Raw genomic sequence first — 12,682 nt, forward strand, 5'->3', positions numbered from 1 at the left:
CCGTTTTGGTATCCCAAAATGGAATACAATGCAATCACGCATATTAACACGGAACACAGCATGAGCACCCAGCACGCCACAAGCGGCGGCAAGGCCACGACCGAAGCAGACGAAACCCACGAGCGCTACTGGAAGCAGAATCTTTTCATCTGCCTGATCGGTTCGTTCACCACGCTTGTTGCCATGTCGCTGCTGCTGCCGTTCCTTCCACTTTATGTGGCCCAGCTCGGCGTCGCCAGCGAAGCTGCTATCGTGCAATGGTCCGGTATCGCTTATGGTGCAACCTTTCTCGCAGCCGCAATTGTCGCTCCTTTCTGGGGCAAGCTCGGTGACCTTTATGGCCGTAAGCTGATGCTGATCCGCGCCAGCCTTGGCATGGCGATTGCGATGTCGCTGATGGGCATGGTGACAGATATCTGGCAGCTGGTGGCACTCCGTCTGTTCGTCGGCATTGCTGGTGGCTACTCATCGGGCTCAATGATTCTGGTTGCAACCCAGACGCCAAAGAACAAGACGGGCTGGGCGCTCGGCGCACTTTCTGCCGGCATCATGGCAGGCAATCTGGCTGGCCCTCTACTGGGTGGCGCGCTTCCACCGCTCATTGGTATCCGCGCGACCTTCTGGCTGGCGGGCAGCGTGATCTTCCTGACCTTCCTTGCAACGACATTTCTGATCCGCGAAGATCGCAAACGACCAAAGCGAAACAAAGAACAAAAGGAGCAGTCTATTTGGGCAGCAGTTCCCGACCGCAGACCCGTCATTGCGATGCTTGCGACCGGTATGTTGCTGATGTTCGCCAATATGTCGATAGAGCCGATCATCACCGTTTATGTTATGCAATTGGTCGATGATCAGGCCAAGGTGACGATAATCTCGGGAGTAGTTATGGCTGCGGCGGCACTGGGCAGCATCCTGTCCGCCTCGCGTCTCGGAAGATTGGCAGACCGCATCGGCCATACCCGCGTTATTACTGGTGCTTTGGCAATCGCAGCGCTTCTACTGATCCCGCAAGCCTTCGTCACAGAGGCGTGGCAGTTGATCGGCCTGCGCTTCCTGATGGGCTTGGCACTCGGCGGCTTGCTGCCCTGCATCAGCAGCGTCATCCGGCACAATGTTCCTGACCGCGTTGCAGGCAGCGTGCTTGGGCTTTCTGTTTCTGCGCAATATGTCGGTCAGGTTGCTGGTCCGGTTGCAGGTGGCTTTGTCGGTGGACGTATGGGTATGCCATCAGTCTTTATAGGAACCAGTATACTCATTGCAGCTGGTGCTTTGTATAATTGGGTGACGCTGAAACGCGCCACCCAAAGCCAGCACTAAATCGAATACCCGCCATCAACACTGAGCGCGGTTCCAGTCACCATTGAAGACGCGTCGGAAGCAAGGAAAAGCGCGGCTTCCGCCACATCTTCCGGTTTGGAGAAACGGCCAAGCGGAATGGTGGCTTTCAGACCTTCACGCGCCTTTGGGGTGTCTTCCGCCAAGAACAATCCCAATGCCTCGCTGTCGCTTTCAGCGGGGCAGATACAATTGACGCGGATATTTTTGTCAGCCAGCTCCAGCGCCATGGCCTTGGTGGCACTCACAACCCAGCCCTTAGAGGCTGCAAACCATGTGAGTCCCTTGCGTGGACGGTTCGCCATGGCTGATGCCGTATTGATGATCACGCCACTGCCCTGATGCTCCATGATCGGCGCAACCAGCAGAGTTGAATAATAAATAGCCTTCATGTTGACCGCATTGATGAGATCGAAATTATGCTCATCCACGTCCGTCAAAGGCATGTTGCGATGCGTGAAACCGGCATTGTTGACCATGATGTCGATACGACCGAACTTGTCGAAAGCAGCGCGCGCCAGCCGCTCCATATCGTCCTTGCGTGACACATCAGCCTGCACGGACAAAGCATTTTCGCCAATATCAGCCAACTCGTCTTCAAGACGCTTCACATTCACATCAGCCAACACGACTTTCGCACCCTCTGCTGCAAAGCGGCGCGCTATAGCGGAGCCGAAACCTGATCCAGCGCCTGTGATAATCGCAACCTTGTCTTGCAGCCTCTTCATGTCATTCTCCTTTTGCGGATGAGAGATATAATCCGCGCGTCAAATCAGTAAAACTTCGTTCAGCTTAGCTGTGTTCATGCCTAAATAAGGCTCTATGTTGAGCATGTCATCTGTGCATTTGCAGTTAATTGAAATGCTATGCCATCCGCAATTGATAACATTTATGGGAATTTACCATTGGAGAGTTGAATTTAAATCGATTAGATTATAGACAGAGGATGCGCGAAAATCGCAATCTGCTATGAGCAGAGTGATTTGCGCCAGAATTGGAAGAGAGCGATATATGACCAGCCAGATAATACCGGTAGAGCCCTTCGATTGCATCGTCTTTGGTGGCTCCGGCGATCTTGCCGAACGCAAACTGATTCCTGCGCTGTATCAGCGTCAGCGTGCGGGTCAGCTCAGTGAGCCAACGCGCATTATCGGCGCATCGCGCAGTGCGATGACCGATGAAGAATATCGCAAATTTGCCCGCGATGCGATCAACGAACACGTAAAGCCTGCCGAAATTGACGCGAAGGAAGTCGAGACTTTCATTGCTCGCCTCACCTATGTTGCAGTCGATGCAAAGTCAGAAGACGGCTGGGCCGCTTTGAAAGATGCCATCGGCAAGAAGCCTGAAAAGATTCGCGCATTCTATCTCGCCGTAAGCCCGACGCTGTTTGGTGATATCGCAAACCGCCTCAAGTCGCACGGTCTTATCACGCGCGACACGCGTATCATTGTAGAAAAGCCAATTGGCCGTGATCTTGAATCTGCCAACGCGCTGAACGACACCATCGGCAGTGTTTTCCGCGAAGACCAGATTTTCCGTATCGACCATTATCTCGGCAAGGAAACGGTTCAGAATCTGATGGCCTTGCGCTTTGCCAATGCGCTTTATGAGCCACTGTGGAACTCTGCACATATCGACCATGTGCAGATTACGGTCGCGGAATCGGTCGGCCTTGAAGGTCGTGCGGGCTATTACAACACCGCTGGCGCACTGCGCGATATGGTGCAGAACCATATTCTGCAGCTTCTCTGCCTCGTCGCCATGGAGCCGCCTTCGTCGCTCGAAGCCGATGCCGTCCATGACGAAAAGGTCAAGGTGCTGCGTTCATTGAAGCCGATCACCACGGCCAATGTGGAAGACGTCACGGTTCGCGGTCAGTATCGCGCGGGTGCATCTGCAGATGGCCCGGTTAAGGGCTACCTTGAAGATCTCGGCAGCGACGACAGCAATACGGAAACTTTCGTTGCCCTAAAGGCCGAAATCGACAACTGGCGCTGGGCTGGTGTTCCATTCTATATGCGTACAGGCAAGCGCCTTGCATCGCGCGTTTCCGAAATCGTCGTGACCTTCAAGCCGATCCCGCATTCGATCTTCGGCGAAAATGCTGGCAAGGTCGTCGCCAACCAGCTCGTCATTCGCTTGCAGCCTGACGAAGGTGTGAAGCAGTGGCTAATGATCAAGGATCCGGGTCCGGGCGGTATGCGTCTGCGTCACGTCCCACTCGACATGAGCTTCGCCGAGTCGTTTAACGAACGTAACCCGGATGCTTATGAACGTCTGATCATGGACGTCGTGCGCGGCAATCAGACGCTGTTCATGCGTCGCGACGAAGTAGAAGCAGCATGGCGCTGGGTTGATCCAATCCTCAAGGGGTGGGATGTCAACAACCAGCAGGTTCAGGGCTACACCTCGGGCACATGGGGTCCGTCGTCCTCCATCGCTCTGATCGAGCGTGACGGTCGGACCTGGCACGAAAGCTGATAAAGCACATGCCGGGAACGTTGACAGACTTTCCCGGATCAGTCTTTGTGCCACAAAATAAGAGCGAGCACGCATAACTCTATAAAGTGCTCGCTCTGGACTGAGTTGAAAGGTACGGCATGAGCATCGAACGGCATGATTTTACAAGCGGAACAGAACTGGCGCAGTCGCTTTCTGAAGCAATTGCGGACAAGCTCTCGAGCGCTATTGCTGAGCGGGGACACGCAACGATTGCTGTTTCCGGTGGGACTACGCCGCTCAAGCTGTTCGATATCCTGTCGCGGAAGATGATTGACTGGACGCTCGTGACTATCACGCTCGTCGATGAACGCTTTGTGGCGCCTACCAATGAGCGTTCTAATGAGAAGCTGGTGCGCGATCATCTTTTGCGCGACCATGCAGGCGTTGCAAAATTTGTGGGCCTTTATAATCCGGCTGCAACTGTAGAAACGGCAGCTCTCGCTGCTGCAAGCCGGATTGATGCCCTGCATCGACCGTTCGACGTAGTTGTGCTTGGCATGGGCAATGATGGCCATACGGCTTCATTCTTCCCAAATGCTGATCGTCTAGATCAGGCAATCGACCCCAAGACCAAAGCGGTGGTTCTGCCCATCCATGCAGAGGGCGCAGGCGAAAAGCGTCTGACACTGACTCTGCCCTTGCTGGTGGAAGCAGACATGCTGGTTCTGCATATTGAGGGCGCTGCCAAGCAGGCAACGCTTGAGAAAGCACTCTCCAGCGACGACGAAAAAGAAATGCCGGTTCGCGCCGTGTTCCGTCACGCGCGTAAGCCGATACAACTCTACTGGACGAGCTAACAGTCCCATCCAACGCAGCAGTTTGCGTTTGGGACTGTGGGTTTTATAATTAGCCACAGGCAAGCCTGACATTATCTCACAGGTGATACCCATGACGACGCAAACTGCGCATACCCGAATAAAGGCCATCACCGAACGTATCGTTGAGCGCTCGAAGCCGACCCGCGAAGCCTACATCGGACGCGTGCGAGAAGCGGCTTCCCGTAAGCCGCATCGCTCGATCCTTGGATGCGCCAATCTCGCACATGGTTTTGCAGCCTGCGGCCCCAATGACAAGTCGGCCCTTACCGCCGATGTCGTGCCAAACTTAGGTATCATCACCGCTTACAATGATATGCTTTCGGCGCATCAGCCGTTTGAAACCTATCCCGAACTAATCCGCGCAGCAGCGCGCGAAGCGGGTGGCGTCGCACAGGTTGCGGGCGGTGTGCCTGCAATGTGCGATGGCGTCACTCAAGGTTTTGCGGGGATGGAACTCTCCCTGTTCTCGCGCGAAGTCATTGCCATGGCAACCGCTGTCGGCCTGTCGCATGATATGTTCGATGCAGCGGTTTATCTTGGCGTTTGTGACAAAATCGTACCGGGGCTGATCGTCGGTGCCCTCACCTTCGGACACTTGCCAGCGGTCTTCATTCCGGCAGGGCCAATGACGAGCGGTCTACCGAATGACGAGAAGGCAAAGACCCGTCAGCTTTATGCAGAAGGCAAAGTCGGCCGCGCGGAATTGCTCGAATCCGAGTCAAAATCCTATCACGGCCCCGGCACCTGCACTTTCTATGGCACGGCCAACTCCAATCAGATGCTGATGGAGATCATGGGTCTGCACATTCCGGGCTCCTCCTTCATTAATCCCGGCACACCTTTGCGTGATGCCCTCACCCGCGAAGCCGCCAAACGCGCGCTGGCGATTACCGCTTGCGGCAATGAATACACGCCTGTAGGCGAAATGCTCGACGAGCGGTCTTTCGTCAATGGTATCGTCGGCTTAAACGCCACCGGCGGCTCGACCAACCACACGATCCATCTGATTGCAATGGCAGCCGCCGCCGGTATCAAACTGACGTGGCAAGACATTTCGGAGATATCAGACGTTGTGCCTTTGCTGGCGCGCGTTTATCCAAACGGTCTTGCCGATGTGAACCATTTCCATGCTGCGGGCGGCATGGGCTTTTTGATCCGCGAATTGCTCGATGGTGGCATTTTGCACGAAGATGTTCGCACCGTTTGGGGTGAAGGCCTGCGCCCTTATGCGATTGAGCCAAAGCTCGGGCAAAATGGCTCGGTTATTCGCGAGCCGGTTCCTGAAAAGAGCGGAGACGATAAGGTTCTGGCGAAGATCGGCTCGCCCTTCCAGCCAAGCGGCGGCATCAAGGTTTTGACCGGCAATATAGGCAATGCAATCATCAAGGTTTCTGCCGTGAAGCCGGATCGTCATGTCATTGAAGCTCCCGCCAAAGTCTTTAACGATCAGGCCGAATTGCAGGCAGCCTTCAAGGCTGGCGATTTGAACGGCGATTTTATCGCAGTGGTTCGTTATCAGGGGCCGAAAGCCAATGGCATGCCTGAACTGCATAAGCTCATGACAGTGCTTGGTATTTTGCAGGATCGTGGACAGCGTGTGGCACTTGTCACCGATGGTCGGCTTTCCGGCGCATCTGGCAAAGTTCCGTCTGCCATCCATGTGACGCCGGAAGCACTCGACGGTGGCGCAATTGGGAAAATTCACACTGGCGATATTGTACGTCTTGATGCCGTGAACGGAACTCTCGACGTGCTGATCAGCGATGCGCTTCTTGATGAACGCATCGAGCAGCACCCCGATCTTTCAGCCAATGAACACGGCATGGGCCGCGAGCTTTTCCGCGCTTTCCGCAACATCGCGGGACGCGCTGATGAAGGTGCTTCAGTCTTCTGAAATACGATGTGTTAAAAATAAGGCAAAGCGGTTTTGTACCGTTTTGCCTCTCAAACTATCAAAAAATGCACAAAAAGGCGCGAAAAACGCCTTTAAATTGTGTCAAAATACCGGCTTTTCGAAGTCAACACTGCGACAAGCGGCCGTTAAAGTGTTCGCCATCAGCATTGCAATGGTCATCGGGCCCACACCACCCGGAACCGGCGTAATGGCACCAGCCACTTTTTCCGCGTCCGCAAAGTCGACATCGCCAACCAGACGCGTCTTGCCTTCGCCCTTTTCAGGCGCAGGAATGCGATTGATACCGACGTCGATCACTGTCGCACCCGGCTTAACCCAATCAGCCTTGACCATCTGCGGACGACCAACAGCCGCAACCAGAATATCAGCTGTGCGGGCAATCGCTGGCAGGTCTTTCGTACGACTATGCGCGACAGTAACTGTTGCATTGGCCGCGAGCAGAAGATTGAACATCGGCTTACCAACGATATTGGAACGACCAATCACAACAGCATTAAGGCCGGACAGATCACGACCATGAACGCGCTCGATCATAATCATCGCACCAGCTGGCGTACAGGGAACGAAAGCCGTATCAACCTCGCCGGTGCCAAGCTTGCCCACATTGATGAAATGAAAGCCGTCGACGTCTTTTTCCGGCGAGATCGTCTGGATCACACGACCTGAATCGATATGCTTGGGGAGCGGCAGCTGTACCAGAATGCCGTGAATTGCCGGATCGTTGTTGAGGCTATCGATCAAATCGAGAAGTTCCTGCTCGGATGCATCTTCTGCCAAATCGTGCTGAACAGAAACGAAACCGCATTCTTTGGCTTTCTTTCCTTTAGAGGCAACATAGACCTGACTGGCTGGGTCTTCACCGACAATAACCACCGCGATGCCGGGGACAACGCCGGTCGCAGCCACGAGCTTTTCTGTCTCACGCTTCACCGTGGAAACCATGTCCTCGGCGAGCTTCTTGCCATCGATCAATTGGGCCATATTGAATGCTCCGATCTAAACAGACGATGCCTTGGGATACACCGTCTTTGTTCTAAAAACATGCCAATAAGCGTCATCACTGAAGATGACAATCTCTAAGCGGCGAGTTTCAGGATAAAGTCGCAAAATGTCGGAGTGTGAAGGCTATTTCATAGAGCAGCGCGACTGACACGAACACCGCGTGATAACGCCGGTTTTCCGTGAATATTGCCACAAGGCTGGCCGCAATCAACAATGCGATACGAACGGGATATTCGAAGCCGTAGAGATAATAATGGTCCATACCCTTAAGCAAAGTATCAACAACATCAGCTACATAGAGGAGAGCCAAGATACCGAAGAACCATTTTCGCCGCGAGATGAAATAGTCACGATAGCCGGTATATTCTCCCATGCTGTCAGGAAACAGCAAAGTGCAGAGAAGGAAATAAAGCCCTGCATAGAAAAGTACGAAGAAATAGATTTCAAAGGTCCAAAGATGGATCGTGCGGAGGTTAAATTCAAACCACCAGAAATGGATAACCGACAATAGAATAAAAGCCACCCATGCAATATGCACCGGATAGATATTCTGTTTTCCGGGATGCTGAATAAAGCGCGCGAGCCCAGTCAAAAGGCGTGAAACGCTAAGGCCAAGTATGATCCCGATGATGATGCGGACATGCGTGAAAGCTTCCGCGGGCGGCACGCCGGTTGTTAGCAACGGGTCCATTGTTTCCCTCCTGATACTTTATTAAAAGCATCTTGGCGCATAAATGTAAGTAATCAATAAACTACGAAAATTATAAAATCTGGTTGATTGCGATCCAATAGATTTTGCTAATCAAACTTGCGAAACAGAGCCTATGGCGGCTATACCGAAATGGCATTAGAGCGTGTTTCGAGCTGATTGATTCAGGTCAGCGCTCTAAATAATTGTTTCAAAGCGTATCTTCTCCGAAAGGCGTTTTAAAGTTTTCGGTACACGCACTAATCCAATAAAGGCGGAACATTCTCATGCAAGATACAGTCATTCTCGTCGGTTGCGGCAATATGGGCTTCGCCATGCTCAAGGGTTGGCTCGACAGCGGCATATTACAAGCCGAGAATGTGCATGTGGTTGAGCCATCTGAAGCGCTGCAAACACGGGCAGCGCTTGCTGGCGTCAATGCCTGTTCAAGTGCGGATTCACTGCCCGATGACCTTAACCCACGCATGGTGTTGATTGCCGTCAAACCACAGGTTATGGGCGATGTGTTGCCTGTCTATAAGCGCTTTGCACCGAATGCGACCTTTGTCAGCGTCGCTGCAGGTATTCCAGTTTCGTTTTTTGAGCAGAATTTGGGTAGCGATGCAAAGATTATGCGCTGCATGCCAAATACGCCTGCTGCCATTGGCAAGGGAATGCTTGTTACCTACAAAAATGCCAATGTGAGTGACGACGATGCCGCTTTCGTAAAAAGCTTGCTCAAGACATCCGGCAAAGTCGCAAGCATTACTGACGAAGCGCAGATGGATGCTGTGACGGCGATTTCCGGTTCTGGTCCTGCTTATGTGTTCCACTTTATCGAAGCGCTCACCGATGCTGGCGTAACCGCTGGACTGCCGCGTGAAACGGCAGCGCTCCTTGCTATGCAGACTGTCATGGGCGCAGGAGCGCTGGCAGCGGCCAGCAGTGACAGCCCAACCAAGCTGCGGGAACAGGTTACAAGCCCGAACGGCACAACTGCAGCAGCACTCGAAGTTCTGATGGGCGAAGATCGTCTCAAGAATTTGGTTAGCGAAGCCGTTGATGCGGCACGCAAGCGTTCGGTTGAGCTGGGTAAAGCCTAAGTCAATATTTTCGGCACCGCTTCAATCAGCGCCTTTGTAACAGGTGCTTGCGGTGCCGCAATCAACTCTCCCGCGGGGCGACATTCAACAATTCGCCCGCGCTCCATCACAGCAATCCGATCGGCCATTTGTGCAGCAACCGCCAGATCATGCGTGATGAAGAGATAGGCCGTGCCTTCGGCCTTTTGTATTTCCTGCAATAATTTCAGAATTGAGCCACGCACCGTCACATCGAGCGCCGACACCGCTTCATCCAGAACGATGAGCGATGGGCTTGTTGCAAAGGCCCGTGCCATTGCCACCCGCTGACGCTGGCCACCGGAAATCTCATGCACCCCGCGTTTGCAAAACGCGGGATCAAGGCCAACCTTTTGCAGAAGCTCAGAAATATCGCGCTTTATACCATGAATGCGCAGGGGTTCGCTGAGCAGATCATGCACGGTTGCGCGTGGATTGAATGCCGAAAGCGGGTCTTGAAACACCATCTGCATCCGAGCGCGGCGCTTTCTCAACGCGCTGCCTTTGAGCGCAAGCCAGTTCTCATTCTCGAACTGAATCGAACCCGATTGAAGTACATGCAGCCTTAGAAGTGCGCGTGCCAGTGTAGATTTACCGCTGCCGGAAGGCCCGACCAGCGCCAGCGTTTCACCTGCTGCAATCTCAAGATTTACATGATCCAGCGCAAGCTTCTCGCCATAGCGCACGGTCAGATCAGTCGCCTGCAACAAAACTCTATCCATGTTGAGGTTCCAGCACGGGAACGGCTGAAATCAGCGCTTTTGTATAGTCGCTCTTTGGATTTGCTATGATCGCACGCGCAGGGCCGCTCTCCACCAGTTCACCATGACGAAAAACGACAATACGATCCGCCAGATTGGAAGCCAGCGCAATATCATGTGTGATGAAGATTAGCGTCATGCCATCAGCCTGAACCAAGGCGCGCAGCAGTGCCACGATTTCGCGTTGCACAATGGTATCTAGCGCACTGGTTGGCTCGTCAGCAATCAACAGAACGGGGTTTGCTGCGATGGCAAGTGCAATGGCGATACGCTGTTTCTGCCCACCGGAAAACTGATGCGGATAGCGCGAAAAACTCTGTTCCGGCTCGGCTATCTGAACACGCGCTAACAGCTTGAGCGCCTTATCTTTTGCCGCATGACGATCAATGTTTTCGTGGGCACGGATTGTCTCGACGAGTTGCGCACCAACACGCATCAAGGGGTCAAAACTTGAAGCCGGATCCTGAAACACAAAGCCCACATCGTAGCCCGGCTTTGGTTTTCCATTCGGCCACTCAATCGCGCCTGAAACGCGGGCATTGGCTGGCAGCAGGCCAGCAAGAGCCAACGCCAATGTACTTTTTCCAGAACCGCTTTCACCGATAATGGCAAGCGTTTCACCGGCCCCTATATCGAGATCAAGATTGTTGAGAGCTGTATCGCTGCCATAGCGCACGCTGAGATTTTCAATATGGGCGACCAAGCTCATGCCTGCACCTCGCGCCGCGATGCAGCCTGTGTGATGCCTTCGCCTGCGAGATAGACGCCGACGACAGTCAAAGCCAGCGCAAACCCGGGCAGAATGGACAACCACGGTGCAGAGCGTAAAACCGTGCGGCCTTCGGCAATCATGCCGCCCCATGTCACGCGATTGGGATCACCTAGTCCCAGAAATGACAGTGCTGCTTCAATCAGAATTGCGGAGGCGACAATTACCGGCACAAGAGCCAAAACCGGCGGCAAGGCATTGGGCAGGATTTGCCGGAACGCAATTTCAAGCGGGTGCATACCGATAACGCGGGCTGACGCCACGTAATCGCGCTCACGGATTGACAGCACCTGCCCGCGCGTCAGACGTGCAGCCTGCGTCCAGCTTGAAAGCGCAATTGCAGCCACCAGCACCGGCAACGAAGGCCCCGCGATACTAACCAGCGCCAGCGCCAGCAAAAAGCCCGGCACAGTCTGAAAAGCTTCTGTGATGCGCATCAGCAGTTCATCGACCAGACCACCGGCGAAACCTGACAGTGTACCGACAATGCTGCCAATCAAAATAGATGCAGCGGCTGCCGCCAGCCCCACGACCAGCGATGTGCGGCTTGCATGGAAAAGCTCGGCCAGCACATCACGACCGAGCCGGTCTGTTCCGAGCGGAAAGGATGCATTGTCGAACGGCGCAAGCATCGGCGTTGCAACAATACGCAGCGGATCGCCTGGAAAGAGTAGCGGTGCGAGAAGAGCTGATGCCATCAGCGCGAGCAGAATAATCGCACCTGCAATGCCCTCGCCCGATCCGAAGTAACGTCTCATCCCACTCATCGCAGGGCCTTTCCCGCAGTTATGCGCGGATCAAGCCAGAGATAAAGAAGATCGACGACGAAATTGACCACGATCACCATAATGGCGCTGGTTAAAATAACACCCAGCAGCAAAAGCGTATCGCGGCTCGCAACCGCCTCCTGTGCGAGCCTTCCAAGGCCGGGAACTGCAAAGACGCTTTCAATCACCACACTGCCGCCCAGCATGGAAGCAGCTTGCAGCCCAAGCATGGTGACAAGCGGTGAGAGAGCGTTACGTGCCACATGACGCAGCACAATGCGCGGGCGTGATATGCCTCGTGCTTTTAATGCACGGACAAAATCCATCCGCCAGATATCAGCCATGGAAGCACGCATCACACGCAGATAAAGGGCGAGATAAATCAGCCCTAGCGATACAACTGGCAGCACGAGGTGGCGAGCTATATCGAGCCCGCGCGCCAGCCCCTCTTTGCCCGAAGCAATGGTCTCAATACCGTTTGAAGGCAACCAGCGCAGCCGGATTGAGAACAGGATGACAAGCACAAGCGCCAACCAGAAACCGGGAATGGCATAGAGAATAAGTGAGGCAACCGACAGGAAACGATCGCGAAAGCTTCCCGGTCTTGCGCCTGCAACAATCCCCAGCGCCGACCCAACCGCGAATGACAGTGCCGTCGCAGCACCCATCAGCAAAAGCGTATTGGGAAGGCGCTCAAGAATAACATCGAGAATGGGGCGGTTGAAACTGACCGACCAACCAAGATTGCCCTGCAAAAGTGCGGCAAGATAGGCAGTCAACCTGTGCCAAACGGATTGGTCCAGCCCCCAGCGAGCGCGCATTTCAGCAATGGCGCTCGCATCACCGCCGAAGCTTACGGCATAAGCATCAACAGCATCGCCCGGTGCTGTTTCCAACATCAAAAAACAGCCAACAATAACAATCAGCAGCACAATCATGCTGCTGATCAGTCGTTTCCTGAAAAGGGTTAGAATCTGCGCCACGTCGTGAACGTACAATCA

At 53.9% G+C, this 12,682-nt stretch carries 12 protein-coding genes; 5 read left to right on the plus strand and 7 right to left on the minus strand.

Going from position 1 to position 12,682, the window contains the following annotated elements; genetic code table 11:
• Positions 1 to 60 precede the first annotated feature (60 nt).
• Positions 61 to 1,317, plus strand: coding sequence for a multidrug efflux MFS transporter (locus tag U2P60_RS06020; RefSeq protein WP_413571791.1), 1,257 nt, complete (start codon positions 61 to 63; stop codon positions 1,315 to 1,317).
• Here U2P60_RS06020 and U2P60_RS06025 read toward each other — a convergent pair.
• Entirely contained in the window at positions 1,314 to 2,063 is a 750-nt protein-coding gene (locus tag U2P60_RS06025; RefSeq protein WP_413571792.1) for a glucose 1-dehydrogenase, read from the minus strand. The genes U2P60_RS06020 and U2P60_RS06025 overlap by 4 nt on opposite strands.
• 283 nt (positions 2,064 to 2,346) lie before the next feature.
• On the opposite strand from U2P60_RS06025, the gene zwf reads away from it, so the two are divergent.
• The 3 genes from zwf (at position 2,347) to edd (ending at position 6,552) form a co-directional block, all read left to right on the plus strand.
• A complete protein-coding gene (zwf, locus tag U2P60_RS06030) occupies positions 2,347 to 3,819 on the plus strand; it encodes a glucose-6-phosphate dehydrogenase (RefSeq protein WP_413571793.1) in 1,473 nt (490 codons plus the stop codon).
• Between the two features lie 119 nt (positions 3,820 to 3,938).
• Positions 3,939 to 4,637 carry a 6-phosphogluconolactonase gene (pgl, locus tag U2P60_RS06035; RefSeq protein ID WP_313829747.1) on the plus strand — a complete coding sequence of 233 codons (699 nt, stop codon included), beginning with the start codon at positions 3,939 to 3,941 and terminating at the stop codon, positions 4,635 to 4,637.
• A 91-nt stretch (positions 4,638 to 4,728) separates the two neighbouring features.
• Positions 4,729 to 6,552 (plus strand): phosphogluconate dehydratase, encoded by a 1,824-nt coding sequence (edd, locus tag U2P60_RS06040; RefSeq protein ID WP_413571794.1) that lies wholly within the window; start codon positions 4,729 to 4,731, stop codon positions 6,550 to 6,552.
• A gap of 102 nt (positions 6,553 to 6,654) precedes the next feature.
• Here edd and folD read toward each other — a convergent pair whose 3' ends face one another.
• Both folD and U2P60_RS06050 read right to left on the minus strand, forming a co-directional pair.
• The gene (gene folD, locus U2P60_RS06045) at positions 6,655 to 7,554 is read right to left on the minus strand and encodes a bifunctional methylenetetrahydrofolate dehydrogenase/methenyltetrahydrofolate cyclohydrolase FolD (RefSeq protein WP_413571796.1); all 900 of its coding nucleotides are present in this window, start codon (positions 7,552 to 7,554) and stop codon (positions 6,655 to 6,657) included.
• A gap of 109 nt (positions 7,555 to 7,663) precedes the next feature.
• Complete coding sequence (locus U2P60_RS06050; RefSeq protein ID WP_413571798.1) at positions 7,664 to 8,266, minus strand: hypothetical protein; 603 nt, start codon at positions 8,264 to 8,266, stop codon at positions 7,664 to 7,666.
• Positions 8,267 to 8,550: 284 nt separating this feature from the next.
• Here U2P60_RS06050 and proC point away from each other — a divergent pair, with 284 nt between their 5' ends.
• The gene (proC, locus tag U2P60_RS06055; RefSeq protein WP_413571799.1) at positions 8,551 to 9,366 is read left to right on the plus strand and encodes a pyrroline-5-carboxylate reductase; all 816 of its coding nucleotides are present in this window, start codon (positions 8,551 to 8,553) and stop codon (positions 9,364 to 9,366) included.
• Here proC and U2P60_RS06060 read toward each other — a convergent pair.
• Genes U2P60_RS06060 through U2P60_RS06075 form a run of 4 tightly spaced genes read right to left on the minus strand, consistent with a single transcriptional unit; the run spans position 9,363 to position 12,679 of the window.
• The gene (locus tag U2P60_RS06060; protein WP_413571800.1) at positions 9,363 to 10,106 is read right to left on the minus strand and encodes an ABC transporter ATP-binding protein; all 744 of its coding nucleotides are present in this window, start codon (positions 10,104 to 10,106) and stop codon (positions 9,363 to 9,365) included. The genes proC and U2P60_RS06060 overlap by 4 nt on opposite strands.
• On the minus strand, positions 10,099 to 10,854 hold the full coding sequence (locus U2P60_RS06065; protein ID WP_413571801.1) for an ATP-binding cassette domain-containing protein: 756 nt from the start codon (positions 10,852 to 10,854) through the stop codon (positions 10,099 to 10,101). The genes U2P60_RS06060 and U2P60_RS06065 overlap by 8 nt, the downstream gene beginning before the upstream one ends.
• Complete coding sequence (locus U2P60_RS06070) at positions 10,851 to 11,681, minus strand: ABC transporter permease (RefSeq protein WP_413571803.1); 831 nt, start codon at positions 11,679 to 11,681, stop codon at positions 10,851 to 10,853. The genes U2P60_RS06065 and U2P60_RS06070 overlap by 4 nt, the downstream gene beginning before the upstream one ends.
• Complete coding sequence (locus tag U2P60_RS06075) at positions 11,678 to 12,679, minus strand: ABC transporter permease (protein WP_413571804.1); 1,002 nt, start codon at positions 12,677 to 12,679, stop codon at positions 11,678 to 11,680. Before U2P60_RS06075 ends, U2P60_RS06070 begins: the two co-directional genes overlap by 4 nt.
• Positions 12,680 to 12,682 lie beyond the last annotated feature (3 nt).

This window comes from Brucella sp. H1_1004, from assembly GCF_047308065.1.
Taxonomy (GTDB): domain Bacteria; phylum Pseudomonadota; class Alphaproteobacteria; order Rhizobiales; family Rhizobiaceae; genus Brucella; species Brucella pseudogrignonensis_B.

Bases quoted from the DNA above. Each gene is read 5' to 3' on its own strand.
- U2P60_RS06020 (WP_413571791.1), top strand. From the start codon at position 61: ATGAGCACCCAGCACGCCACAAGCGGCGGCAAGGCCACGACCGAAGCA.
- U2P60_RS06060 (WP_413571800.1), bottom strand. From the start codon at position 10,106: ATGGATAGAGTTTTGTTGCAGGCGACTGATCTGACCGTGCGCTATGGC.
- U2P60_RS06065 (WP_413571801.1), bottom strand. From the start codon at position 10,854: ATGAGCTTGGTCGCCCATATTGAAAATCTCAGCGTGCGCTATGGCAGC.
- U2P60_RS06050 (WP_413571798.1), bottom strand. From the start codon at position 8,266: ATGGACCCGTTGCTAACAACCGGCGTGCCGCCCGCGGAAGCTTTCACG.
- U2P60_RS06025 (WP_413571792.1), bottom strand. From the start codon at position 2,063: ATGAAGAGGCTGCAAGACAAGGTTGCGATTATCACAGGCGCTGGATCA.
- folD (WP_413571796.1), bottom strand. From the start codon at position 7,554: ATGGCCCAATTGATCGATGGCAAGAAGCTCGCCGAGGACATGGTTTCC.
- zwf (WP_413571793.1), top strand. From the start codon at position 2,347: ATGACCAGCCAGATAATACCGGTAGAGCCCTTCGATTGCATCGTCTTT.
- U2P60_RS06070 (WP_413571803.1), bottom strand. From the start codon at position 11,681: ATGAGTGGGATGAGACGTTACTTCGGATCGGGCGAGGGCATTGCAGGT.
- proC (WP_413571799.1), top strand. From the start codon at position 8,551: ATGCAAGATACAGTCATTCTCGTCGGTTGCGGCAATATGGGCTTCGCC.
- edd (WP_413571794.1), top strand. From the start codon at position 4,729: ATGACGACGCAAACTGCGCATACCCGAATAAAGGCCATCACCGAACGT.
- pgl (WP_313829747.1), top strand. From the start codon at position 3,939: ATGAGCATCGAACGGCATGATTTTACAAGCGGAACAGAACTGGCGCAG.